This window comes from Pseudomonas sp. LBUM1643, from assembly GCF_059716215.1.
Genome location: NZ_CP166813.1, coordinates 4,292,141 through 4,316,982, shown reverse-complemented (window position 1 = coordinate 4,316,982; position 24,842 = coordinate 4,292,141). Strand labels below are relative to the sequence as shown.

Genomic DNA, 24,842 nt, shown 5'->3' with positions numbered 1-24,842 from the left:
CTCGCTGCGCTCGACAGCTCCTACAGGGTTTGGACCACACCTGTAGGAGCTGTCGAGCGAAGCGAGGCTGCGATCTTTTTGCTTTTTCAGTGCACCACTCATCCAGCAAATACAAAGCATCCTAACTATTACGTTGACATTCGCTGCCTAGGCAGTAACATCTCGACATACATTCTCTGCCTAGGCAGCTAATTGGTGTTCAGATGAAACATTTTGCTCCGGATGACTTCAAGAATTGCCACCTCGGGCTCCTGCTCGGGCGCGCCGCGCTGCTAAAAGACCGGATCATCGACACCCACATGGAACCCCACGGCATCACTGCCGCACAGTTCAAAGTGCTGATCATCATGGCCCAGTTCGGCGTCGACACCCCGGCCGAACTGTGCCGACACCTGTCCCTGGACAGCGGTTCGATGACGCGGATGCTCGATCGCCTGGAGCAGAAAGGTTTCCTCGCCCGCCAGCGCTCCGAGGCGGACCGCCGCCAGGTGCAACTGGTGCTGACCGATGAGGGCCAGCGACTCGCCGACCGTCTCCCGGACATCGGCGCTGACGCCATGAATGAGCTGGCCGGCGCTATCACTCCGCAAGAATTGGCAACCCTTGAGCAGATCCTGAAGAAAATCTTGGTGGCAGCGGGTGACTCGATCACCTTGCTGCGGGTAGGTGACAAATGAGCAGCAAAACCTTGCGTACCGGCCTGGGCCTGGTGCTCGCCGCCATGACCCTGGCCGGTTGCGCCAGCTACAGCGGCTTGACGACCGAGGGCAAAAGCCTCGATGCGAAAACCCTCAAGGCTGGCCAATCCCTGAGCGGCGTCACCCTGACACCGGCGGCCTGGCCGAAAAACGACTGGTGGAAAAGCCTGGGTGATCCGCAGCTGGACGGCCTGATCCGTGAAGCGCTGCAGGACAGCCCCGACATGCAGATCGCCGACGCCCGCGCCCACCAGGCCAGCGCCGCCGCTTATGCCGCCGATGCCGAGCGCATGCCGACCCTGGATGCCAGTGCCGGCGTCAGCCGTTCGCGTCTGGCCCGGGATCAGGACCCGAGCGGGCAGGGCGGCACGTACTCGACCCTGCGCAGTCTCGGCGCCAGCTTCAACTACAACTTCGACCTCTGGGGTGGTCAGCGCGACGCCTGGGAAGCCGCGCTCGGCGAAGCCCGTGCCGCCGAGGTCGATCAGCAGGCCGCGCAGTTGACCTTGTCCGCCGACGTCGCCCGCGCCTACAGCGACCTGGGTCAGGCGCACATCGTTTATGACCTGGCCAACGAAGACCTCAAACGCACCCGGCAAATGCTCGACCTGAGTCAGCGTCGTCTGAGCTCGGGCATCGACAGCCAGTACCAGTTCCAGCAAACCGAAAGCCTGGAAGCCAGTTCTCAGGCTAGCCTGATCGACGCCGAGAAACGCCTGAAAAGTGCAAAAATCGCCTTGGCGGTCTTGCTCGGCAAAGGGCCGGATCGCGGCAATGAAATCGCCCGACCGAAAATCCTCCATACCAGCGCCGTGGCATTACCGTCGGTACTGCCCGCTGAATTGCTCGGCCGCCGTCCGGACCTGGTCGCGGCGCGCTGGCGCGTCGAAGCGGCAAGCAAGAACATCGACGCCGGCAAGACCCGGTTCTACCCCAACCTCAACCTGAGCGCTGCGGCGGGTGTCGAGTCATTGCTGGGCGATGCGATGTTCGGTTCGGCCAGTCGTTTCTTCAATGTCGGGCCAACGATTTCGGTGCCGATTTTCGACGGCGGGCGCTTGCGAGCCGACCTCGATTCCCGCGATGCCGACTATGACCTCGCCGTGGCGCAGTACAACAAAAGCCTGGTGAAAGCACTCGGTGATGTCAGCGACACCATCAACCAGCTGCACGACATCGGGCGGCAGATCGGGGCGCAGCAACACGCCACCGACATTGCCCAGGACTCTTACAACACCGTGGTCCAGCGGTACGGTTCCGGCATCGGCAACTACCTGGACGTGCTCAGCATCGAGCAGCAACTGCTCCAGGCCCAGCGTCAGCTGGCCAACCTGAATGCCGAGCAAATCGACCTGTCGATCCAACTGATGCAGGCGCTGGGCGGCGGCTTCCAGGGTGAAACCCTGACCGCAGCCAATCCGGCCCCCGCCACGCAGAACAACTAATTCAAGGTATTTGTCATGGCCACTGCCCAAAACACCTCTGCTCCCACTGATAAAGCGCCCGACAACGCTCAGGACACCAGCAATCCACGCAAACGCAAGATCATGTTGGTGGTGCTGGCGGTCGTGGTGATCCTCGCCGGACTTGGCGTGTGGGGGTATCACGAATTCTACGGACGCTGGAACGAAAGCACCGACGACGCCTATGTGAACGGCAACGTGGTGGAGATCACCCCGCTGGTCACGGGCACCGTGGTCAGCATCGGCGCGGACGATGGTGACCTGGTGCATGAAGGCCAGGTGCTCATCAACTTCGACCCGAACGATGCCGAAGTCGGCCTGCAAAGTGCCCAGGCCAATCTGGCGCGTACCGTGCGCCAGGTGCGCGGTCTGTACAGCAACGTCGACGGCATGAAAGCCCAGGTCAACGCGCAACAGGCCGAAGTGCAAAAAGCGCAGGACAACTTCAATCGCCGGAAGAATCTGGCGGCTGGCGGGGCGATTTCCCAGGAGGAACTGTCCCATGCTCGCGACGACCTGACCTCGGCGCAAAACGCCCTGGCCAACGCCAGGCAGCAACTCAAGACCACCAGCGCGCTGGTGGATGACACCGTGGTGTCGTCGCACCCGGACGTGATGTCCGCCGCCGCCCAACTGCGTCAGGCCTACCTGACCAATGCGCGCAGCACCTTGATCGCGCCGGTCACCGGTTACGTGGCCAAACGCACCGTGCAATTGGGTCAACGGGTGCAGCCGGGCACGGCGCTGATGGCCGTCATCCCATTGGATCAACTGTGGATTGACGCCAACTTCAAGGAAACCCAGCTGCGTGACATGCGCATCGGCCAGCCGGTGGACATCGAAGCCGACCTGTACGGCAGCGACGTGAAATACAGCGGCACTATCGACAGCCTCGGCGCCGGTACCGGCAGCGCGTTTGCCCTGTTGCCGGCACAGAACGCCACCGGTAACTGGATCAAGATTGTCCAGCGCGTGCCAGTACGCATTCACATCAATGCCGAAGAACTGGCCAAGCACCCGTTGCGTGTGGGGCTGTCGACTCAGGTCGATGTGAACCTGCATGACCAGAGCGGTCCGGTATTGGCGCAACAGCCGCCGCAAAAGGCCTCGTTCAGCACCAACGTCTACGACCGTCAATTGGCCGAAGCCGACGCGATGATCGCTCAATTGATCCACGACAACAGCGCTGCGGTCAGCAAAACCGCGCAGCGCTGACACCGACCGTGCAGGAGCGAGCTTTTGTGGCGAGGGATCCTCTGTGGTGAGAGAGCTTTTGTGGTGAGGGGATTTATCCCCGTTCGGCTGCGAAGCAGTCGCAAAGCTTTTGGGGTCGCTTCGCGACCCAACGGGGATAAATCCCCTCACCACAATAATCCCCTCACCACAGTAAACCCTCACCACAGTAAATCCTCTCACCACCAAAGCCGGCTTCCACAAGGTCAGATGCGTCTGTAACAGGCGCAGCGCCCGCCATGTTTCAAAGGATCTGCGATGAGCAATAAAGCGTCTTTCACGCCACCCAGCCTGCTGCTCAGCACCATCGGGCTGTCGCTGGCGACCTTCATGCAGGTGCTCGATACGACCATCGCCAACGTGGCGTTGCCGACGATTTCCGGCAACCTGGGCGTGAGTTCGGAGCAGGGCACCTGGGTTATCACCTCCTTCGCGGTGAGCAACGCCATCGCGCTGCCGTTGACCGGCTGGCTCAGTCGGCGTTTCGGCGAAGTGAAGCTGTTTCTCTGGGCGACCATTCTGTTTGTCATCGCCTCGTTCCTGTGCGGCATCTCCACCTCGATGCCGGAGCTGATTCTGTTCCGTGTCATTCAGGGCCTGGTCGCCGGACCGCTGTATCCCATGACGCAGACGCTATTGATTGCGGTCTATCCCCCCGCGAGGCGAGGCATGGCCCTGGCGTTGCTGGCGATGGTCACGGTGGTGGCGCCGATTGCCGGTCCGATCCTCGGCGGCTGGATTACCGACAGCTATAGCTGGCCGTGGATCTTCTTTATCAACGTGCCGATCGGGATTTTCGCGGTGATGGTCGTGCGCCAGCAGCTCAAGGCGCGCCCGGTGGAAACCAGTCGCCAACCGATGGACTACGTCGGTCTGATCACTCTGATCATTGGTGTGGGCGCCTTGCAGGTGATCCTCGACAAGGGCAATGACCTGGATTGGTTCGAATCGAACTTCATCATCATCGGCGCCGCAATCTCGGTGATTGCGCTGGCGGTGTTCATCATCTGGGAAATGACTGACAAGCACCCGGTGGTCAACCTGCGGCTGTTCGCCCATCGCAATTTTCGTATCGGCACCATTGTGCTGGTGCTGGGGTACGCCGGGTTCTTCGGAATCAACCTGATCCTGCCGCAATGGCTGCAGACCCAGATGGGTTACACCGCCACCTGGGCCGGTCTGGCGGTAGCGCCAATCGGCATTCTGCCGGTGCTGATGTCGCCGTTTGTCGGCAAATATGCGCACAAATTCGACCTGCGGCTGTTGGCGGGGCTGGCGTTCCTGGCGATCGGCCTGAGTTGCTTCATGCGTGCCGGGTTCACCAACGAAGTGGACTTTCAGCACATCGCGCTGGTGCAACTGTTCATGGGGATTGGGGTGGCGCTGTTCTTCATGCCGACCTTGAGCATTTTGATGTCGGACCTGCCACCGAGCCAGATCGCCGATGGCGCCGGTTTGGCGACATTCCTGCGGACTCTGGGCGGTAGTTTTGCGGCGTCGCTGACCACCTGGATCTGGATTCGCCGGGCCGACCAGCATCATGCGTACCTGAGCGAAAGCATCTCCACCTATGAGCCGGCGACCCGGGATGCGTTGAACTCCCTGGGCGGGGCAGGTAATCCGGCGTATGCGCAACTCGATCATGTGCTGACCAGTCAGGCGTACATGCTCTCGACCGTGGATTACTTCACGTTGCTGGGGTGGGGGTTCATGGGATTGATCCTGCTCGTGTGGCTGGCGAAACCACCCTTCGCGGCGAAGGCGGGCCCGGCTGCCTCTGGTCACTAACCCAAACACAAACCCCCTGTAGGAGTGAGCCTGCTCGCGATGACGGTGGATCAGTCAACAAAAGTGTTGAATATGAATCCGCTATCGCGAGCAGGCTCACTCCCACAGGTTCTTCGTTCGACAGTTAGTGAGTTGGTGCTGCCAATTGTGGGGGTGGGGCAAAGTCGAACGGCGCCAGCGCCATGCCGTTCTCATCCACCTGCAACGCCCAGCCCTGACGGTCCCAATCCCCCAGCACAATGCGCCTGGCCGCTTGCTCGCCAATCTGCAGCTTGTGAATCGCAGGACGATGGGTATGTCCGTGAATCAGCGTCTTCACCCCAAATGCCTGCATCACCCGCGGTACTTCTTCAGGCGTGACATCAACGATGTCATTGGCCTTCATGCGCGTCTGCGCGCGGCTTTCACTGCGCAGCTTGCGCGCCAGCTTATGGCGAGTGCTCAGGGGCAAGTGCCGCAGGATAAACAGGGTGACGGGGTTGCGCAGGTAGCGACGCAGCTTCATATAGCCGACGTCGCGGGTGCAGAGGCTGTCGCCGTGCATCAATAGCACCGGTTCGCCGTAGAACTGCACGACGCTCGGGTCTTTCAACAACGTGCAGCCGGCCTGTTTGCAAAAGGCCTGGCCCAGCAAGAAGTCGCGGTTACCGTGCATCAGAAAAATGGCCGTGCCGCTGTCGCTGAGATCGCGCAGGGCCTGGCAGATGGAGCGCTGGAACGGGGTCATGGCATCGTCGCCAATCCACGCTTCGAAAAAGTCGCCCAGAATGTACAACGCACTCGCCGAGCGGGCGCGTCCGGCGAGCAAATCCAGAAACGCCCGGGTGATGTCCGGGCGCTCCTCTTCCAGATGTAAGTCTGAAATCAGCAGTATCACTCAATGATCTCGGCTTTCTCGATGATCACGTCGTCTGCAGGTACGTCCTGGTGGCCGGATTTCATGGTGGTGGAAACACCTTTGATCTTGTCGACCACTTCTTCGCCGGCAACCACTTTGGCGAAAACGGCGTAGCCCCAGCCCTGAGTGGTCTTGGCGCTGTGGTTCAGGAAGCTGTTGTCAGCCACGTTGATGAAGAACTGCGCGGAAGCCGAATGCGGCTCCATGGTGCGGGCCATGGCAACGCTGTACTTCACGTTCGGCAGACCGTTGTCAGCTTCGTTCTGGATGCTTGGGCGCTTGTCTTTCTTTTCTTTCATGCCTGGCTCGAAACCGCCGCCCTGGATCATGAAGTTACCGATGACGCGGTGGAACACGGTGTTCTCGTAGTGGCCGGCCTTGACGTATTCGATGAAGTTGGCAACGGTCAGCGGTGCCTTTTCAGCGTTCAGTTCCAGGACGATGTCGCCATGGTTGGTGGTCAGTTTGACTTGGGTCATGATCGGAGACTCTTTTTTGAAAATGCGTTTTCTGGGAATTCGTGGTTTTTGGGGCCTCGAAGCCCCCAACCGGTTTGGCCAGCAATGACCAAGTAGCGCAGTTTAGCGCGACAGGCGTGAATTTCGAGGCTGTTTTTCATTTGCATCCGATTAAATGCAGCCGTTTTCGGGCCTGCTCCTGTCAGCGGCTTGACGGCTTCGGCTATGATAGCGGCTTTGTTTTGTCAGGCCCCGTCTGCGGCCGCGCACCTGTACGTTCAAGGATCCTATGAGCAAGCCCACTGTCGAACCTGTTTCGAATTCCAAGACTGGCCCTGCCGTGCCGGTCAATTTCCTGCGCCCGATTATCCAGGCGGACCTGGACTCGGGTAAGCACACGCAGATCGTTACTCGTTTCCCGCCTGAGCCCAACGGTTACCTGCACATCGGTCACGCCAAGTCGATTTGCGTGAACTTCGGATTGGCCCAGGAGTTTGGCGGCGTCACGCACCTGCGTTTCGACGACACCAACCCGGCCAAGGAAGACCAGGAATACATCGACGCGATCGAAAGCGACATCAAATGGCTGGGCTTCGAATGGTCCGGTGAAGTGCGCTACGCGTCGCAATATTTCGACCAGCTGTACAGCTGGGCCGTTGAACTGATCAAGGCCGGCAAGGCTTACGTCGACGACCTGAGCCCGGAACAGGCCAAGGAATACCGCGGCACCCTGACCGAGCCGGGGAAGAACAGCCCGTTCCGTGATCGCAGCGTCGAAGAGAACCTGGACTGGTTCGCCCGCATGAAGGCCGGCGAATTCCAGGACGGCGCACGCGTGCTGCGGGCGAAGATCGACATGGCTTCGCCGAACATGAACCTGCGCGACCCGATCATGTACCGCATCCGTCACGCCCATCACCACCAGACCGGTGACGCGTGGTGCATCTACCCGAACTACGACTTCACCCACGGTCAGTCGGACGCCATCGAAGGCATCACACACTCGATCTGCACCCTGGAATTCGAAAGCCATCGTCCGCTGTACGAGTGGTTCCTCGAGCACCTGCCAGTGCCGGCACAACCGCGTCAGTACGAATTCAGCCGCCTGAACCTGAACTACACCATTACCAGCAAGCGCAAGCTCAAGCAGCTGGTCGATGAGAAGCACGTTCACGGTTGGGACGATCCGCGCATGTCCACGCTGTCCGGCTTCCGCCGTCGTGGCTACACGCCGAAATCGATCCGCAACTTCTGCGACATGGTCGGCACCAACCGCTCCGACGGCGTGGTCGACTTCGGCATGCTGGAATTCAGCATCCGTGACGACCTCGATCACAGCGCCCCGCGTGCAATGTGCGTGCTGCGTCCGCTGAAAGTCGTGATCACCAACTACCCGGAAGGTCAGGTCGAGAACCTCGAACTGGCATGCCACCCGAAAGAAGACATGGGCGTGCGTGTTCTGCCATTCGCCCGTGAAATCTACATCGACCGTGAAGATTTCATGGAAGAGCCGCCAAAAGGCTACAAGCGCCTGGAACCGAACGGCGAAGTGCGCCTGCGCGGCAGCTACGTGATTCGCGCCGACGAAGCGATCAAGGACGCCGATGGCAACATCGTCGAGCTGCGTTGCTCCTACGATCCGGAAACACTGGGCAAGAACCCTGAAGGCCGCAAGGTCAAAGGCGTGGTGCACTGGGTCCCGGCCGCTGCCAGCGTCGAGTGCGAAGTGCGTCTGTACGATCGCCTGTTCCGCTCGCCGAACCCTGAAAAGGCTGAAGACAGCGCCAGTTTCCTGGACAACATCAACCCTGAATCGCTGCAAGTGCTCACCGGTTGTCGTGCTGAACCCTCGCTGGGCAATGCACAGCCGGAAGACCGTTTCCAGTTCGAGCGCGAAGGTTACTTCTGCGCGGATATCAAGGACTCGAAACCAGGTCATCCGGTATTCAACCGTACCGTGACCTTGCGTGATTCGTGGGGCCAGTGATTCTAGGAAACGACTAAAGTGCTATCGATCTACAACACGCTCACCAAGAGCAAAGAAGTCTTCAAGCCGCTGGATGGCAACAATGTGCGCATGTACGTCTGCGGGATGACCGTGTACGACTACTGCCACATTGGCCATGGCCGCAGCATGGTCGCGTTCGACCTGGTGACCCGCTGGTTGCGGTTCAGCGGTTACAACCTGACCTACGTGCGTAACATCACCGACATCGAAGACAAGATCATCAATCGGGCGAAGGAGAATGGCGAGCCGTTCGACGCGTTGACCGAGCGCATGATCACCGCGATGCACGAGGACGAGGCGCGCCTCAACATCCTCAAGCCGGACATGGAGCCGCGCGCCACGGATCATATTCCGGGCATGCTGAGCATGATCCAGACCCTGATCGACAAGGGTTACGCCTACGCACCGGGCAATGGCGACGTGTATTACCGTGTCGCCAAATTCATGGGCTACGGCAAACTGTCGCGCAAGAAGATCGAAGACCTGCGCATCGGCGCGCGCATCGAAGTCGACGAGTCCAAGCAGGACCCGCTGGACTTCGTGCTGTGGAAAGCCACCAAGCCGGGCGAGCCAAGCTGGCCTTCGCCGTGGGGCGACGGTCGTCCGGGATGGCACATCGAGTGCTCGGTGATGTCGACGTGCTGCCTGGGCGAGACCTTCGACATTCATGGCGGCGGTAGCGACCTGGAGTTCCCGCACCACGAAAACGAAATCGCCCAGAGCGAAGCGGCCACCGGCAAGACCTACGCCAACGCGTGGATGCATTGCGGCATGATTCGCATCAATGGCGAGAAGATGTCCAAGTCCTTGAACAACTTCTTCACCATTCGCGACGTGCTGGAAAAATACCACCCGGAGGTCGTGCGTTACCTGTTGGTGTCGAGCCATTACCGCAGCGCGATCAACTATTCGGAAGACAACCTCAAGGACGCCAAGGGCGCACTCGAGCGTTTCTACCACGCGTTGAAAGGCCTGCCGAGCGTCGCGCCGGCTGGCGGTGAAGCCTTTGTGGAGCGATTCACCCAGGTGATGAACGACGACTTCGGTACGCCGGAAGCCTGCGCGGTGTTATTCGAGATGGTTCGCGAGATCAACCGTCTGCGCGAGAGCGATATCGATGCAGCAGCAGGTCTGGCGGCTCGCTTGAAAGAGCTGGCCAGCGTGCTGGGTGTGTTGCAGCTGCAAGCGGACGACTTCCTTCAGGCGGGTGCTGAAGGGCGGGTTGACGCGGCTGAGGTCGATGCACTGATCGCCGCGCGTCTGGCGGCGCGTGCCGGTAAAGACTGGGCCGAGTCCGACCGCATCCGCGACCAGCTCACCGCCATGGGCGTGGTGCTGGAAGACGGCAAGGGTGGCACGACCTGGCGTCTGGCTGACTGATTGCATTGTTCGCTACAAACAAAACCCGCCTCGTGCGGGTTTTTGTTTGCTTCAAGATCAAAAGATCGCAGCCTGCGGCAGCTCCTACAGTTGGAATGCATACCCCTGTAGGAGCTGCCGAAGGCTGCGATCTTTTGCTTTTCGGCGTTAACCCCCTAACTGGCGCAACCGCTTGTAAAGGGTATTGCGACTAACCCCAAGCCGACGGGCCAAATGGGAAATATTCCCCCCGGCCGCCGCCAACTGCCGATTCAAATCCTCGGCATCATTCAAATCCACCGTCAGCGACTCCGGCGAATCCACCGGCTCCATCTCCAGGTCCACAAAAAAATCATCCGGCAAATGCTCCGGCCGCACCGGTTGTTCCTCGGCCATGGCCAGCGCCACCTGCATCACGCTGCTGACCTGACGCAAATTCCCAGGCCACGGATGACGACTGAACAAGTCCATCACCTCACGACTCAACCCCGCCCATTGCGACGTCTCGCGATGCTGTTCCCAGATCCGTGTGAACAGCGCCTGCTTGTCGCTGCGTTCGCGCAGTGGCGGTAATTCCAGGGTCAAACCACCAATCCGGTAATACAGGTCTTCACGAAACCGCCCCAATTGCACCTGCTCGCGCAACGAACGGTTGGTCGCCGAAATAATCCGGATATCCACCGGGAACAACTCGCTACTGCCCACCGGCTGCACGCAACGTTCCTGCAATACCCTTAATAGTCGGGCCTGTGTCGGCAGCGGCATGTCGCCGATTTCATCAAGGAAGAGGGTGCCCTTGTCGGCCTTGCGGATCAGCCCGATGCTGCCTTTCTGGTTCGCTCCCGTGAACGCTCCCTTCTCGTAGCCAAACAATTCCGATTCCACCAGTTCGGCGGGGATCGCTGCACAGTTCACGGCAATAAACGCCTGTTTGCTTCGAGAGCTGGCTTGATGCAGGGCTTTGACGAACACTTCCTTGCCGACCCCGGTTTCACCGTGGATGAGCAGTGGAATGTCTTTTTCCAGCAAGCGCTCGGCCTGCCGCACGGCCTTTTCCACGCGGCTGTCACCGAAGTGCAGGGTGCTCAGGCTGATCGCTGCCGGTGCGGCCACGGCGGGTTCGGCGCTTTTCGGTTCGGAAAACAGCCGTGCCTGGATCGGTACTTGTTTAGGTCGTTTCAACAGGCACTGAAAGCGGTTGCGCCCCGACGTCTGCAGGGCGAACGGTAGATCGTCCGGCTGATTCAGCAGCTCCAGCAGCGAGACCTTGAACAGACTTTCAACGCTGACCCGCGACAGGCTGATGCCCAGCAAATTGTCGGCCCTTCGATTGGCTGACAGCACCTGACCGGTCTCATCGAAAATCAACAGCCCGGCCCATTGGCTGTCCAGGTTGTTCAACCCGGTGTTGAAGGTCAGTTGAAAATGCTGGCCATGGAACAGGTTAAGGATCAACCGGTTCTCCACGGTCTGGCTCATCATCTTGACCATGCCCAGGGTGTGGGAGGGCGGCAAATAGCTGTCGCTGGACACGTCAAGCACCGCGATGACCTTGCGCTCGGCATCGAAAATAGGTGCGGCGGAACCGGTCATGAAGCGGTTGGCCTTGAGGAAATGCTCATCGTGCTCGATGTGCACTGCCTGCTCGCACGCCAGTGCGGTGCCGATGGCATTGGTGCCGCTGCAACGTTCCATCCAGCTCGCGCCGGCACTGAAGCCATGGGTCAGTTTCGGCTCGATAAACCGCTGGGTGCCCCAGGACGTGAGCACCTGTCCCTGATTGTCGGCGAGCATGATCAGGCAGTTGGAGTTGCTGAGGATGTTCTCGTAATACGGCAGCACTTCCTGGTGAGTGGTCTGCACCAGCGAGTGCTGGCTCTCGAGCAACTGCGCAATGCCCTCGGCGGGCAGTTGGTCGAATTTCGGGGCGCTTTGATGATTGAGACCAAACGCGCGGCATCGGGACCATGAATCCTGAATGATGGCGTCGTGGGACAGCGGCTGGGCAGGTGCGGCCATGGCAGTCGATCTCTGGGCTTTTATTGTTTTTATGGGGCTTGCAGAACATTCAGAACGCTACAGCGCCTCTTTCGGCCGCCGCGATATCACGCCGAAAACAATACCTGTAGGAGCTGCCGAAGGCTGCGATCTTTTGATCTTCGGCATTTGTACAGAACCTGAAAGTCAAAAGATCGCAGCCTGCGGCAGCTCCTACAGGGACCGCGTGCATTGCGCGATGAATGTGGCGGGCCACGCTAAAAGCATCCGTACAGTGTTGTTCACTATTGTTCATTGTCAACGTTCGAACTGTTCAATTGTTCAAGTGCGATTGTTCATTTCTGTTCAGCATCGAAAGCGATATCAACACCGTTTCAGAGGATTCTGAAGCGGATCAATCACTTACAATTTCTGGCACGAATGTCGCTCTGTAGCTTCGGTCGCTTGACTCCAATAATAAAAAGGCCGAGCCATGTCATTAACCCTGGAACACGTCAGCCGCACCGTCGAGGGCCAGATCTGGATCGACGATGCCAGCCTGAGTTTCGAACCTGGTTCCTTCAACGTTTTGCTCGGTCGCACCCTTTCCGGCAAAACCAGCCTCATGCGCCTGATGGCCGGTCTGGACAAGCCCGACAGTGGCCGCATCCTGATGAATGGTGTCGACGTCACCCAGCGGCCGGTGCGCCTGCGCAACGTGTCGATGGTTTATCAGCAGTTCATCAACTACCCGACCATGACCGTGTTCGAGAACATCGCCTCGCCGTTGCGCCAGGGCGGTGTTTCCAACGAAATGATCCAGAGCAAAGTGCTCGAAACCGCGAAGATGCTGCGCATCGAGAAATTCCTCCAGCGCCATCCCCTCGAACTCTCCGGTGGCCAGCAACAGCGCACCGCCATGGCCCGGGCATTGGTGAAGGATGCCGAGCTGATCCTGTTCGACGAGCCGCTGGTCAACCTCGACTACAAGCTTCGCGAAGAGCTGCGTCAGGAAATGCGCGAGCTGTTCAAGGCTCGGCACACCATTGCCATCTACGCCACCACCGAACCTAACGAAGCCCTGGCCCTGGGCGGCACCACGACCATTCTTCACGAGGGGCGGGTGATCCAGAGCGGCAAGTCTTCCGAGGTCTATCACCAGCCACAAACCGTGCTGGCCGCCGAGCTGTTCTCCGAGCCGCCAATCAACCTGATGCCGGGACGCATCGCCGGCAACGAAGTCAGCTTCGCCAACTTTGTGCACTTTCCGCTGAACGTCGACCTGCGACCGGTGGGCGAGGGCGAGTTCCGCTTCGGCGTGCGGCCCAGCCATATCTCGCTGGTGCCGAGCAACGACGATGACCTGGAACTGGCGGTGACCGTCGAGGTGGCCGAGATCAGTGGTTCGGAAACCTTCCTGCACGTGCGCAACGAACATTTCCTGTTGGTGCTGCACCTGCCCGGCGTTCATGAATACGACGTGGATGCGCCGATTCGCATCTATATACCGACCCATAAACTGTTTGTCTTCGATGCGCAGGGGCGGCTGGTCCAGGCGCCCGGTCGCCGTATTGCGAGGGTTGCCTGATGGCCGAAATCCGTTTACAGAACCTCGCCCACAGCTACACCCGCACACCGACCGGTCCGGAGGATTACGCGATTCGCGAGATGGACCACATCTGGGAGCAGGGCGGTGCGTACGCGTTGCTCGGGCCTTCGGGCTGCGGAAAATCGACCTTGCTCAACATCATTTCCGGTTTGCTGAGTCCCTCCCAGGGCCAGGTGCTGTTCGACAACAAAGTGGTCAACGACCTGACACCTGAGAAGCGCAACATCGCCCAGGTTTTCCAGTTTCCGGTGGTCTACGACACCATGACCGTGTTCGACAACCTCGCCTTCCCGCTGCGTAATCAAGGCATGGGCGAGGCGAAAATCCACAGCAAGGTTCAGGAAATCGCCGAGGTCCTCGACCTGCAGGCGCTGTTGAACAAGAAGGCACGCAACCTCACCGCTGACGAAAAACAAAAAGTCTCCATGGGGCGCGGGCTGGTGCGCGATGACGTTTCCGCCATCCTCTTCGATGAGCCGCTGACGGTGATCGACCCGCACCTTAAATGGAAGCTGCGGCGCAAGCTCAAGCAGATTCACGAGCAGTTCAACATCACCATGGTCTACGTCACCCACGATCAACTGGAGGCCTCGACCTTCGCCGACAAGATCGCGGTCATGTATGGCGGACAGATCGTGCAGTTCGGTACGCCACGAGAATTGTTCGAGCGGCCAAGCCACACCTTTGTCGGTTACTTCATTGGCAGCCCCGGTATGAACCTGATCGAAGTGCAGCCGCAGCCGGGGGGCGTGGGTTTCGCGTCGACCCATCTACCGTTGTCCGACGCCCAGCTACAGCGCATCGCCGAGTCCGAATGGCACACCCTGAAAGTCGGCATCCGTCCGGAGTTCATCCATGTGTGGGACGAGCCCTTTGATGACGCCATGCAGGCAGACGTCGTACACGTCGAAGACCTCGGCACCTACAAGATCATGACGCTCAACCTCGACGGCGCACCCTTAAAAGTGCGCCTCGCCGAAGACAAACCGGTGCCGGAAGGCACGGCGTACATCAGTTTTCCGGCGCAATGGTTGATGGTCTATGCCGATGACTACCTGTTGCCAGCGCAAGCCAATAACAGGGAGCAGCCATGAATAAGGTGCAGAACAACAAGGCCTGGTGGCTGGTGTTGCCGGTGTTTTTGCTGGTGGCCTTCAGTGCGGTGATCCCGATGATGACCGTGGTCAACTATTCGGTGCAGGACATTTTCGACCAGTCCAGCCGCTACTTCGTCGGCGCCGATTGGTACAAGCAGGTACTGCTCGATCCGCGCCTGCATGACTCGCTGCTGCGCCAGTTCATCTATTCCGGTTGCGTGCTGCTGATCGAAATCCCGCTGGGCATCGCCATTGCCCTGACCATGCCGACCAAGGGCCGCTGGTCCTCGCTGGTGCTGATCATCCTGGCGATTCCGCTGCTGATTCCGTGGAACGTGGTCGGCACCATCTGGCAGATCTTCGGCCGCGCCGACATTGGCTTGCTGGGCTCCAGCCTCAACGCCATGGGCATCAACTACAACTACGCGGCGAACACCATGGACGCCTGGGTCACGGTGCTGGTGATGGACGTCTGGCACTGGACGTCCCTGGTGGCACTGCTGTGCTTCTCCGGCCTGCGCGCCATTCCGGATGTGTATTACCAGGCGGCGCGAATTGATCGGGCGTCGGCGTGGGCGGTCTTCCGGCACATCCAGTTGCCCAAGCTCAAGAGCGTGCTGTTGATCGCGGTGATGCTGCGGTTCATGGACAGCTTCATGATCTACACCGAGCCGTTCGTGCTGACCGGTGGCGGCCCGGGGAATGCCACGACCTTCCTCAGCCAGACCCTCACCCAAATGGCCATCGGGCAGTTCGACCTCGGTCCGGCCGCGGCGTTCTCGCTGGTGTACTTCCTGATCATCCTGTTGGTGTCCTGGCTGTTCTACACCGCCATGACTCACTCTGACGCCAACCGCTGAGGTCTGCCATGAGCAAAAGAAAGCTGATCCCGCTGCTCGTCTACATCCTGTTCCTGCTGGTCCCGATCTACTGGCTGCTGAACATGTCGTTCAAGAGCAACACCGAAATCCTCGGTGGCCTGACACTCTTTCCGCAGGATTTCACTCTCGCCAATTACAAGGTGATCTTTACCGATCCGGCCTGGTACACCGGTTACCTCAATTCACTGTATTACGTCAGCCTGAACACGGTGATCTCCCTGAGCGTCGCGTTGCCGGCAGCTTATGCGTTCTCGCGCTATCGTTTTCTCGGCGACAAGCACCTGTTCTTCTGGCTGCTGACCAACCGCATGGCGCCGCCTGCGGTGTTCCTGCTGCCGTTTTTCCAGCTGTATTCGTCGATCGGCCTGTTTGACACCCACATTGCAGTGGCCTTGGCTCACTGCTTGTTTAACGTGCCGTTGGCGGTGTGGATTCTTGAAGGGTTCATGTCGGGCGTTCCCAAGGAGATCGACGAAACGGCCTACATCGACGGCTATAGTTTTCCCAAGTTCTTCGTGAAGATTTTCATTCCGCTGATTGGCTCCGGCATCGGGGTTACGGCGTTTTTCTGCTTCATGTTTTCCTGGGTCGAATTGCTGCTGGCGCGCACGCTGACGTCGGTGAATGCCAAACCGATTGCGGCGGTGATGACCCGGACGGTCTCGGCGTCCGGTATCGACTGGGGCGTGCTTGCAGCGGCGGGGGTGTTGACCATCCTGCCCGGCATGCTGGTGATCTGGTTTGTCCGTAACCACGTGGCCAAGGGCTTTGCCCTCGGCCGGGTATGAGGAACTGATGATGGAATGGATGAGTTGGACGGTTCCCACCGCGGTGTTCTTCATCGTCATTGGCCTGATTCTGGTAGGCATGACGACCTGGGAATTGCGTTCGCCGAGCATTCTGCGGCGAGGTTTTCTACCGATTGCCACCACTCGTGGCGATCGGCTGTTTATCGGTCTTCTCGGCAGCGCCTACCTGCATCTGCTGGTAATCGGCGTCACCGACTGGAGCATCTGGGTCGCGTCCGCGTTGTCCCTGGTGTGGCTGTTGGCTGTGATGCGCTGGGGCTAGTCGAATCGATCGGCAATGTTGCTCCGAAAATCAAACAGGAGGTCTCTATGTTCGACAAAAACAATAAGCTGCGACATAGCGTTTCATTGGCAGCCATGCTGGCACTCAGCGGGTTGAGCGCTGCGGCTTGGGCCGATGCTTATGAAGATGCCGCGAAGAAATGGATAGGCAGCGAATTCAAACCGTCCACCCTCACGCCAGAGCAGCAGCTCGCGGAACTGAAGTGGTTCATCAAGGCGGCCGAGCCGTTCCGCGGGATGAACATCAAGGTCGTCTCGGAAACCCTGACCACCCATGAATACGAGTCCAAGGTGCTGGCCAAGGCCTTTACCGAGATCACCGGGATCAAGCTGACCCACGACCTGCTGCAAGAAGGCGACGTGGTGGAAAAGCTGCAAACCGTGATGCAGTCGGACAAGAGCATCTATGACGGCTGGGTCAACGACTCCGACTTGATCGGTACCCATTTTCGCTACGGCAAGACCGAATCGATCACCGACCTGATGGCCAACGAAGGCAAGGACTTCACCTCGCCAACCCTGGACATCAAAGACTTCATCGGCATTTCCTTCACCACCGCGCCGGACGGCAAGATCTATCAACTGCCCGACCAGCAATTCGCCAACCTTTATTGGTTTCGCGCCGACTGGTTCGAGCGGCCTGACCTGAAAGCCAAATTCAAGGAAAAGTACGGGTACGAATTGGGCGTGCCGGTGAACTGGTCAGCCTATGAAGACATCGCCAAATTCTTCAGCGAAGACGTCAAGGAAATCGACGGCAAACGTATTTACGGGCACATGGACTACGGCAAGAAAGACCCGTCACTGGGCTGGCGTTTCACCGATGCGTGGTTCTCCATGGCCGGTGGCGGCGACAAAGGCATTCCCAACGGTTTGCCGGTGGACGAGTGGGGCATCCGCGTCGAGGACTGCCACCCGGTCGGCTCCAGCGTGACCCGAGGCGGCGACACCAACGGCCCGGCTGCGGTGTTCGCGACGCAGAAATACGTCGACTGGCTCAAGGCCTATGCGCCACCGGAAGCGGCGGGCATGACCTTCTCCGAATCCGGCCCGGTACCGTCCCAAGGCAACATCGCCCAGCAGATCTTCTGGTACACCGCGTTTACCGCCGACATGACCAAGCCGGGCCTGCCGGTGATGAATGCTGACGGGACACCGAAATGGCGGATGGCGCCTTCGCCGCGCGGCCCGTACTGGGAAGAGGGGATGAAGCTGGGGTATCAGGACGTAGGCTCCTGGACCTTCCTCAAATCCACGCCGGAGAAACAGAAACTCGCGGCCTGGCTGTACGCGCAGTTCGTGACCTCGAAAACCGTTTCGCTGAAGAAAACCATCGTCGGCCTGACACCGATTCGTGAGTCGGACATCAACTCGCAAGCCATGACCGACCTGGCACCGAAACTCGGTGGCCTGGTGGAGTTCTACCGCAGCCCGGCGCGCGTGCAATGGACCCCGACCGGGACCAACGTGCCTGACTACCCACGCCTGGCGCAACTGTGGTGGAGCCACATCGCCGAAGCGGCCAGCGGCGAGAAAACCCCACAACAGGCACTCGACGGTCTGGCCAAGGACCAGGACGCCATCATGACGCGGCTCGAACGCTCCAAGGTGCAAACGGTGTGCGGACCGAAAATGAACCCGGAGCGGGACGCGCAATACTGGTTCGATCAGCCTGGCGCACCGAAACCGAAACTGGCGAACGAAAAGCCTAAAGGCGAAACCGTGAGCTACACCGAACTGCTGAAATCGTGGGCGGATGCGCGTAAGTAGGCTGGTTGTGTTTTAAAAGGCAAACGGCACCGAAAGGTGCCGTTTTTTGTGGGTGTCTGTTCGATCGCAATCGCGAGCAGGCTCGCTCCCACATGGGGCTGTGTCATGCACAGAGTTTGTGTGCACCGCAGATCCACTGTAGGAGCGAGCCTGCTCGCGATGAGGCCAGTTCAGTCGCGAAATTTCATCAGCCAAACAAGGTCTCCTGGTTGAGCAACCGGGTATAGGGGCGATTTGTGGTTGAGGCATTCAGGATGGCGCCCGAGTACCGATGAAGTACTCCAGGCCTTCGGGGAAATCCACTTTGAGAAGTCTTGAAATTTGAGCCACTTGGCTGCCCGTCAGCTCAAGCTCGCCAGGTTCTATTTCTTCTAGAGTTTTTGATTCAGTCAGCTGAGTAAGTACCTGGTTTAACGCCTGCTCTTTTACCGTCAGCTCAAACTGCAATGAATCGTCCTGCTTTTCGTCCGGGTAAAAACCGGTGATGGATAGGTGGCGCATTTTCTTCTTTACCTGTCACTGATGCCGTCAGCCAACTCTGTCAGACAATTGACCCGGATATAGGGTGTGGCCCCTGTAGGAGCTGCCGCAGGCTGCGATCTTTTGATCTCCCAACACGACGGGTTACTACCATACGTGCCGATACCTAAATGAAACTTGGTAATCAAAAACGGCAGGTTCAATTTGGTGCTTGAACAAAGATTGAAGCTCAGGAATCCACGCGGCTAAGACGTCAAACCCTCCGTCGTATATCTCTGGTTCCGCCATGAGTCCCAATGCTTCGATTACCGAACCATCATCGCCGAGGTCCACGGAGTATTCCTTGCCAACTCCTATTTCCGTTTCTTTGTCGTACCAGTTCAATCTGACTTTTATTCCCATTGCTTCCTCGAGTTACCAGACATCACGATAGTCAAACGCCACCTGATAGTCGTAGGCGGACAGATCGATAGCATGCTGAAAATGAGGTTGAAGATGAGCGACCCAATCTTCCCCGACATCGAATCCCCCGTTGTTAATATTGTTCTCAATGGGGATGCCTAGCGCATCCAACACAAAGGGGTCCTGACCAAAATCTTTTGACATCTCCTCCCCGACGCCCAGCTCGGATTCTTTGTCGTACCATTCCATTCTGATTCTCAAACCCATGCCGTCTCCATAGTTACCGTCATATTTATGTCCTGTCGGGGAGAGCACTTGGGAACTCCATTTTTGGTAATCGTTAATCGTAAGAAGTCAGGAAAAAATTAAGATTTTTAGGCAGCGCGATCGAACAGGCTTTTTCTATCGCGGCGAGGTGTTGCTCTGTTAGCAGGTAATCATGTAATGGGTCTTCATCAGTTTTCCAGCCCATGATCAACGCGAGTTCAGTAAGCGCAATCGGGATTTCCTTTTCAAAGGAAGGGAAGTCTTCACCTTCCGGAACTCCCATAACGATAAATTTCATGGTTCTACTGTCCTTGTTGGGTCTGCAGGTTTATTTTGGACACCCGTTTCATGGTTGAACTCTCCAAGATGTTTTCCGCGCTTGTTGTATTTTTCCACTGCCCCATGCCGGAAGTCCCACTCGTAAATCGTTCCTTTTCTATCCTTCCAGCGGGGGCGTAATCCCCCGCCGCCTTGAATTATAGTTTTTGGGGGCGCCCTTCTAGTGTCCGGAAAAGCTGGAAGAAAATCAGGCTTTTGGTGATAGGTGACCTGAGGCGAGCTTAGTACTACATAAACCGGCCTAACCCCCGACCCCACCGGGAACACAAGAATGAAATCCTTGTACTCAGGCGGGTAAATCGGATTAACGATAATGCTGCCGGCGAGTTCCGTCGGCGGATAAACCCAGATGTGCGGTGCTTGCGGCGCAGCTTGCAGTGCCGGGATCCCACGAATGTCGGATCCGTCCTCGGCAGGAGTCCAGATTAGCTCGACACCATCCCCCAGGTCGGCCACTTGCTGAGTGCCGCGCAGTGTGAACTGCACGACATCGACCATTTCCCAATCGCGGTTCTTGCCTGTGTAAAAACCGTAACCCTTGAGACTGCCGTCAGCCTGCTGTTCGACGTTCAGCCGAACGCGGGTACGGGCCTGTTTCAGTGCCCGCAATTGTTCGTCGGAATAAAGCGCGCTGTCGCCAAGGCTTGGCGTCCAGAACACTGCCACTACGCCGGCCAGCACTGAAGCGCCAGCTGCGCCGAGTACGGCCCCGACGCTTAGGGTAGAAGCGGCGATCGTCGGCGCGCGAAGTGCAAGTCGGCCGATGCCGAGTGCTGTGACGTTGCCGCTGATTGTTTGCAGATCCAGCAGCCCGGCATCGTCCGCTTCGCGACCCCCAAGCCAGGCGATCTCTCCGTAATCCTTGAGGCTATCGACCGGCACCATGCCCGATGGATACGAGTAGTCGATGATGGCGTCCGGCAAATTGCAGGACTTGGCGAAGACGCAGCCAGTGCGAATGACTTTCTGCTTTTCTATGGGAACGGGAAGCCTGTCCTCATAGGCTCTTTGCCTCGCGAGCATGTCGTCATAAGCTTTTTGCCTGGCGTCCCGCGTTGCCAATTCGGCAGTCGTCATGTCGCGGTAAGAAATGTGATGCCCGTCGCCGGACGGCGGGTTCTGAATCTGGGGTATGCCCGGTTTGCCAGCCACTGATTGTCCTTGTGAGTACGTCCATCGACAGCCCCGTTAAGGGCTGCGCGACGTTAACGAACGTGGCAATTCGTGGCTGTAGGAAGCGTCTTTGATGACGCTAGGACGGGTCGTTATTTACCATGAGGTGAAGAGGAGTAGGGCAGTTACGTCATTGCCTGAACGTGACCCTCCATTTGCGCGCCACTGTTCAGTCAATTTCATTCGAACTGACCGGATTACGCCGCAGTGATGACCAGCAGAATGTGGCCAAAGCGGTCGTTCACTGTCTAAGAAATCCGGGCTGGTTCACTGATTGTAGTCACGGATGATCACTGCTTTGAGCTCGATGATACTGGCTTCCTTTTTCCTCATTCTCCATCGTGCTCATAGTGCTTGACCCTATAGTAGCTATAACCCTCACTCTAGTAGCACGTTCTTATCTAATGGGAATTCATCATGGACAACCGCATCCCTCCGCCGCTGGTTGCTATCCTGTTCGGCCTGTTGACATGGCTCGCTGCTCCTGACTCACCGGGAGCGTTGGAGCTGACGATGGAGTGGCGTACTGGCTTGATGCTGGTGGTGTTACTAGCAGGCGTCGCTACTTGTCTCGCCGGCGTGCTGTCCTTCCGCCGCGCCCGCACCACGGTCAACCCGCTGAAGCCGGAAACGGCGTCGGCCCTGGTCAGCTCGGGCGTCTACAGATATACACGCAACCCCATGTACTTAGGCTTCGCCACAGTCCTGATAGCCTGGTCAATCTTCCTCGCCTGGCCGCCGGCACTCCTAGGCGTACTGGGCTTCGTGATGTATATGAATCTTTTCCAGATCCGGCCTGAGGAGCGGGCCCTTGCCAGTCTTTTCGGGAGCGAATTCACGCAATACTGCAGCCGGGTTAGACGTTGGCTCTAGAAAGGGGACGTCCGTTTTTGTCTGATTGTTGCCCTTATTGAAAGGCCGGAATCTACCCAATTCGAACGCTGACCAGCATTTGGTTAAGGGGAGGGCTTTAGCCCGTCCCAGTGACCGAAGCGAACGGTTTGAACCAGTTGTTATGCATGTTTTACTAGCCGTTTCTTTAAATGATACAGGTTAGTCCCGATGGGGCGATCCTCAAGAACACCATAAATCTCATACCCATGCCGCTCATAGAAGTGTTTAGCATCAAAGGTTTTTAAGAATGCCACCACTGCCCCATTGTTGGCGCCAATCATTTCTGCTTTTTCCAATAGCATAGAACCGACTTTTTTACCGCGATAAGATTCCTTTACCCAAAAAGTATCAATTTCTAAGCCGTCCCAGTAACAATTACAGCTTATTGCACCGATGTAGTCGCCTGCTTCATCGTGTGCAACCACCATAAATATTTTATCTTCCGATTCTGGCGGTAGATTTGGATATTGAATTCGAAGATATTCTGAAAACCTATTATTCAGAACTCCTTGATCCTTTTTTGTTGGCGAATCCAATATATCAATCCTGATTTCCACTTTATTGCTCCGGTCATACAACTTTTAGGTGCCGTACGGCTTTTGGTACAACAATTAATTTTGCTACATGGGACGCATAAAGTTCAACCTGCAACGCCACCCGCTCAACGTAACCTTCCATCATCACTCACAAACCCCAACCGAAACACAGTCATCTCGCCCGGCACACTCCTGACCTCCGCCATACCCTGATGCAGATTCATGATCGAACGCACAATCGCCAGGCCCAATCCGGTGCTGCCCTGTGCCCGTGAACGGCTGCTGTCGACCCGGTAAAAACGGTCGAACAGGTGCGGCAAATGCTGTGCTTCGATCCCTGCTCCAGGGTTGCTGACTGACAGCGAAACCTGCGCCGTATCCTGTTCAATGACCAAAGAAACAGTTTCCCCGCACGGGCAGTGGCGCAACGCATTGGACAGCAAATTCGAGATCGCCCGCTGAATCATCAAGCAATCGCCAAGCACCCGCCCACTGCCGACGACGTTCAGGCTGATCTGCTTTTCCTGCGCTGACAGGGAGAACAGGTCGGCGACTTTCAACGCTTCATTTTCCAGTTGAATCGACTCGAAAGGCGCGAGCGCCAAGGGTTGGCTGACCTGTGCCAGAAACAGCATGTCCGAGACAATTCGCGCAACGCGCTCCAGCTCCTCGGTACAGGAGGCCAGCACGGTTTTGTATTCCTCCGTCGTTCGCTCCCTGGACAGGGTGACTTGGGCCTTGCCCATCAGGTTGTTGATGGGCGAGCGTAATTCATGGGCCAGATCGTCGGAGAATTGCGACAGTTGCTGCACACCGCTGTCGAGGCGGTACAGCATGAAGTTGATGCCCTGTGCCAGCTCGCTGAGTTCCTGGGGCATCTTGACCACTGAAAGTCTGTGACTGAGGTCTTGCGCCGAGACCATCGCCGCCACTTTGCGAAACTCGCGCAGCGGTGCCAATCCCCGCTGCACCACGGCCCAGGCACTGAGACCGATCAGGATCAGCAGCAGCGGCAATGCAATGAGCGTCGAGTGCAGATACGCGTTGAGCAGGGCGTCATCGTTGGCGCTGTCCATCGACAGCAGTACGGCTGCGTCCGTCCCGTCCTTGAGCCGCATGAGCTTTGATGCGGTAAGAAATCGACCACCTTCTGCATCGGTGTGTGTGGCATAGGAAAGTGCGTCGGTCACCGAGATTGCCGCTTTCATTTCAATGCGCGGATCGGCCATGCCGGAGCCTGTTTTCAACAGTGGTGCGCGCAGGTTGGCCTGGTTGTAGATGGTCAGCGTCAGGTTGTCGTGCCCCATGACTTGATCAAGCAGGGTGTGCGGCTGGGTATTGATTTCGCTCGCAGTGCCGTACAGCGACAGGCTGTGTTCAACCTGTTCCATCTTCTTGGCCAGGCTGTCTCTGGAGAGCGTGTTCAATTCATGAGTCAGGGCAAAAAAGGCCAGTACCGCGAGGAACACCACCAGCAGGGCACCCAGCAAACTGACCGTCAGGCCTAGTCGTAACGACAGGCTGGCCGGCTTCATTCCCGTGCCTCCAATACGTAGCCGACACCGCGCAGGGTATGGATGAGCTTGCTGTCGAACGGGTCGTCGATTTTCGCGCGCAGACGGCGGATCGACACTTCAACCACGTTGGTATCGCAATCAAAGTTCATGTCCCAGACCAGTGAAATGATCTGGGTACGGGTGAGCACTTCGCCATACTGGCGCATCAGCAGGTGCAGCAGGGCAAATTCCTTGGTGGTCAAATCGATGCGCTGCTCACCGCGGTATGCGCGATGACGCCCCGGATCGAGTTCCAGGTCGGCGACCTTGAGCACCTGTGGCACCTGAATCTGTTCGCTGCGCCGCAGCAACGAACGCACGCGTGCCAGCAGCTCCGGGAACTCGAACGGTTTGACCAGGTAATCGTCGGCGCCCAGGTCCAGGCCACGGATTTTGTCGGCGAGGCGACCGCGTGCGGTCAGCATCATCACGCGGGTGGCGCGGGTTCGACGCAGTTGCTCAAGCACGGCCCAGCCATCCAGTTCCGGCAAGTTAACATCGAGTATCACCAGGTCATAAACCTGTTGTTGGGCCAGATGAAGTCCATCGGCGCCGGTGGCGGCTCGATCAACTATATATCCACTTTCCGTCAGTCCCTGATGCAAGTACTCGGCAGTTTTAAGCTCGTCCTCAATGACAAGGATTCGCATGGTCAGTCACCACTTATTTTTAATGATTCAATAATTAATGTGGTCGGGAAAGTTATTGTTTTTGTAATACTTCCGAACAAGGTTCAATGACAGCTGTATGGCGTTTGTGCTGCTTTCCTACAGACAAATCTGCATGTGAGGGCGTCAAGGTAAAGTCTGTAGTAGCTACAGAGTCAAACATAATCCTCAGTTTTCAGCCTTTAAACAGGGCGTCT

Annotated in this window: 25 protein-coding genes; 14 read left to right on the top strand and 11 right to left on the bottom strand. The window is 57.9% G+C overall.

Annotation, left to right across the window (positions count from 1 at the left end):
- Positions 1-203: 203 nt before the first annotated feature.
- The 4 genes from ACA063_RS19420 (at position 204) to ACA063_RS19405 (ending at position 5,182) form a co-directional block, all read left to right on the top strand.
- A complete protein-coding gene (locus ACA063_RS19420) occupies positions 204-677 on the top strand; it encodes a MarR family winged helix-turn-helix transcriptional regulator (RefSeq protein WP_497662991.1) in 474 nt (157 codons plus the stop codon).
- Positions 674-2,143 (top strand): efflux transporter outer membrane subunit, encoded by a 1,470-nt coding sequence (locus ACA063_RS19415; protein WP_497662990.1) that lies wholly within the window; start codon positions 674-676, stop codon positions 2,141-2,143. The genes ACA063_RS19420 and ACA063_RS19415 overlap by 4 nt, the downstream gene beginning before the upstream one ends.
- A gap of 15 nt (positions 2,144-2,158) precedes the next feature.
- Complete coding sequence (locus tag ACA063_RS19410; RefSeq protein WP_497662989.1) at positions 2,159-3,376, top strand: HlyD family secretion protein; 1,218 nt, start codon at positions 2,159-2,161, stop codon at positions 3,374-3,376.
- Between the two features lie 276 nt (positions 3,377-3,652).
- Positions 3,653-5,182 (top strand): DHA2 family efflux MFS transporter permease subunit, encoded by a 1,530-nt coding sequence (locus tag ACA063_RS19405; protein ID WP_497662988.1) that lies wholly within the window; start codon positions 3,653-3,655, stop codon positions 5,180-5,182.
- A 124-nt stretch (positions 5,183-5,306) separates the two neighbouring features.
- Here ACA063_RS19405 and lpxH read toward each other — a convergent pair whose 3' ends face one another.
- Both lpxH and ACA063_RS19395 read right to left on the bottom strand, forming a co-directional pair.
- Positions 5,307-6,059 (bottom strand): UDP-2,3-diacylglucosamine diphosphatase, encoded by a 753-nt coding sequence (gene lpxH / locus ACA063_RS19400; protein ID WP_497662987.1) that lies wholly within the window; start codon positions 6,057-6,059, stop codon positions 5,307-5,309.
- Complete coding sequence (locus ACA063_RS19395; protein WP_162440763.1) at positions 6,056-6,559, bottom strand: peptidylprolyl isomerase; 504 nt, start codon at positions 6,557-6,559, stop codon at positions 6,056-6,058. Before ACA063_RS19395 ends, lpxH begins: the two co-directional genes overlap by 4 nt.
- 268 nt (positions 6,560-6,827) lie before the next feature.
- Between ACA063_RS19395 and ACA063_RS19390 the strand changes: the two genes are divergently transcribed.
- Positions 6,828-8,525 carry a glutamine--tRNA ligase/YqeY domain fusion protein gene (locus tag ACA063_RS19390; protein ID WP_497662986.1) on the top strand — a complete coding sequence of 566 codons (1,698 nt, stop codon included), beginning with the start codon at positions 6,828-6,830 and terminating at the stop codon, positions 8,523-8,525.
- Positions 8,526-8,543: 18 nt separating this feature from the next.
- On the top strand, positions 8,544-9,926 hold the full coding sequence (cysS, locus tag ACA063_RS19385; protein ID WP_497662985.1) for a cysteine--tRNA ligase: 1,383 nt from the start codon (positions 8,544-8,546) through the stop codon (positions 9,924-9,926).
- Between the two features lie 147 nt (positions 9,927-10,073).
- Here the strand turns inward: cysS and ACA063_RS19380 are convergent, their stop codons facing one another.
- Positions 10,074-11,924 (bottom strand): sigma-54-dependent Fis family transcriptional regulator, encoded by a 1,851-nt coding sequence (locus ACA063_RS19380; protein WP_497662984.1) that lies wholly within the window; start codon positions 11,922-11,924, stop codon positions 10,074-10,076.
- On the opposite strand from ACA063_RS19380, the gene ACA063_RS19375 reads away from it, so the two are divergent.
- The 7 genes from ACA063_RS19375 (at position 11,923) to ACA063_RS19345 (ending at position 18,330) form a co-directional block, all read left to right on the top strand.
- Positions 11,923-12,291: a hypothetical protein gene (locus tag ACA063_RS19375; protein WP_497662983.1), complete on the top strand. Its 369-nt coding sequence runs from the start codon at positions 11,923-11,925 to the stop codon at positions 12,289-12,291. The genes ACA063_RS19380 and ACA063_RS19375 overlap by 2 nt on opposite strands.
- A gap of 84 nt (positions 12,292-12,375) precedes the next feature.
- Positions 12,376-13,470 (top strand): ABC transporter ATP-binding protein, encoded by a 1,095-nt coding sequence (locus ACA063_RS19370; protein WP_497662982.1) that lies wholly within the window; start codon positions 12,376-12,378, stop codon positions 13,468-13,470.
- Entirely contained in the window at positions 13,470-14,585 is a 1,116-nt protein-coding gene (locus ACA063_RS19365; RefSeq protein WP_497662981.1) for an ABC transporter ATP-binding protein, read from the top strand. Before ACA063_RS19370 ends, ACA063_RS19365 begins: the two co-directional genes overlap by 1 nt.
- Positions 14,582-15,448 (top strand): carbohydrate ABC transporter permease, encoded by an 867-nt coding sequence (locus tag ACA063_RS19360; protein WP_008032762.1) that lies wholly within the window; start codon positions 14,582-14,584, stop codon positions 15,446-15,448. The genes ACA063_RS19365 and ACA063_RS19360 overlap by 4 nt, the downstream gene beginning before the upstream one ends.
- A gap of 8 nt (positions 15,449-15,456) precedes the next feature.
- Positions 15,457-16,257 carry a carbohydrate ABC transporter permease gene (locus tag ACA063_RS19355; protein WP_497662980.1) on the top strand — a complete coding sequence of 267 codons (801 nt, stop codon included), beginning with the start codon at positions 15,457-15,459 and terminating at the stop codon, positions 16,255-16,257.
- 10 nt (positions 16,258-16,267) lie between these two features.
- Complete coding sequence (locus ACA063_RS19350) at positions 16,268-16,540, top strand: DUF2160 domain-containing protein (RefSeq protein WP_497662979.1); 273 nt, start codon at positions 16,268-16,270, stop codon at positions 16,538-16,540.
- A 47-nt stretch (positions 16,541-16,587) separates the two neighbouring features.
- Positions 16,588-18,330, top strand: coding sequence for an ABC transporter substrate-binding protein (locus ACA063_RS19345; protein WP_497662978.1), 1,743 nt, complete (start codon positions 16,588-16,590; stop codon positions 18,328-18,330).
- Between the two features lie 249 nt (positions 18,331-18,579).
- Here ACA063_RS19345 and ACA063_RS19340 read toward each other — a convergent pair whose 3' ends face one another.
- The 5 genes from ACA063_RS19340 to ACA063_RS19320 all read right to left on the bottom strand — a co-directional run bounded on the left by ACA063_RS19340 (position 18,580) and on the right by ACA063_RS19320 (position 20,970).
- Positions 18,580-18,831 carry a pyocin S6 family toxin immunity protein gene (locus ACA063_RS19340; protein ID WP_497662977.1) on the bottom strand — a complete coding sequence of 84 codons (252 nt, stop codon included), beginning with the start codon at positions 18,829-18,831 and terminating at the stop codon, positions 18,580-18,582.
- 126 nt (positions 18,832-18,957) lie between these two features.
- Positions 18,958-19,212 (bottom strand): colicin E3-like toxin immunity protein, encoded by a 255-nt coding sequence (locus tag ACA063_RS19335; protein ID WP_497662976.1) that lies wholly within the window; start codon positions 19,210-19,212, stop codon positions 18,958-18,960.
- Between the two features lie 12 nt (positions 19,213-19,224).
- Positions 19,225-19,479: a colicin E3-like toxin immunity protein gene (locus tag ACA063_RS19330; protein WP_497662975.1), complete on the bottom strand. Its 255-nt coding sequence runs from the start codon at positions 19,477-19,479 to the stop codon at positions 19,225-19,227.
- A 73-nt stretch (positions 19,480-19,552) separates the two neighbouring features.
- Positions 19,553-19,777: a DUF7683 domain-containing protein gene (locus tag ACA063_RS19325; protein WP_497662974.1), complete on the bottom strand. Its 225-nt coding sequence runs from the start codon at positions 19,775-19,777 to the stop codon at positions 19,553-19,555.
- Positions 19,774-20,970 carry a colicin E3/pyocin S6 family cytotoxin gene (locus ACA063_RS19320; protein WP_497662973.1) on the bottom strand — a complete coding sequence of 399 codons (1,197 nt, stop codon included), beginning with the start codon at positions 20,968-20,970 and terminating at the stop codon, positions 19,774-19,776. Before ACA063_RS19320 ends, ACA063_RS19325 begins: the two co-directional genes overlap by 4 nt.
- A 438-nt stretch (positions 20,971-21,408) precedes the next feature.
- Here ACA063_RS19320 and ACA063_RS19315 point away from each other — a divergent pair, with 438 nt between their 5' ends.
- Positions 21,409-21,864 carry a methyltransferase family protein gene (locus ACA063_RS19315; protein ID WP_497662972.1) on the top strand — a complete coding sequence of 152 codons (456 nt, stop codon included), beginning with the start codon at positions 21,409-21,411 and terminating at the stop codon, positions 21,862-21,864.
- Between the two features lie 140 nt (positions 21,865-22,004).
- Here ACA063_RS19315 and ACA063_RS19310 read toward each other — a convergent pair whose 3' ends face one another.
- The 3 genes from ACA063_RS19310 to ACA063_RS19300 form a co-directional block, all read right to left on the bottom strand.
- Positions 22,005-22,442, bottom strand: coding sequence for a GNAT family N-acetyltransferase (locus ACA063_RS19310; protein WP_497662971.1), 438 nt, complete (start codon positions 22,440-22,442; stop codon positions 22,005-22,007).
- A gap of 104 nt (positions 22,443-22,546) precedes the next feature.
- Complete coding sequence (locus tag ACA063_RS19305; protein ID WP_497662970.1) at positions 22,547-23,956, bottom strand: heavy metal sensor histidine kinase; 1,410 nt, start codon at positions 23,954-23,956, stop codon at positions 22,547-22,549.
- A complete protein-coding gene (locus ACA063_RS19300; RefSeq protein ID WP_497662969.1) occupies positions 23,953-24,627 on the bottom strand; it encodes a heavy metal response regulator transcription factor in 675 nt (224 codons plus the stop codon). The genes ACA063_RS19305 and ACA063_RS19300 overlap by 4 nt, the downstream gene beginning before the upstream one ends.
- Positions 24,628-24,842 lie beyond the last annotated feature (215 nt).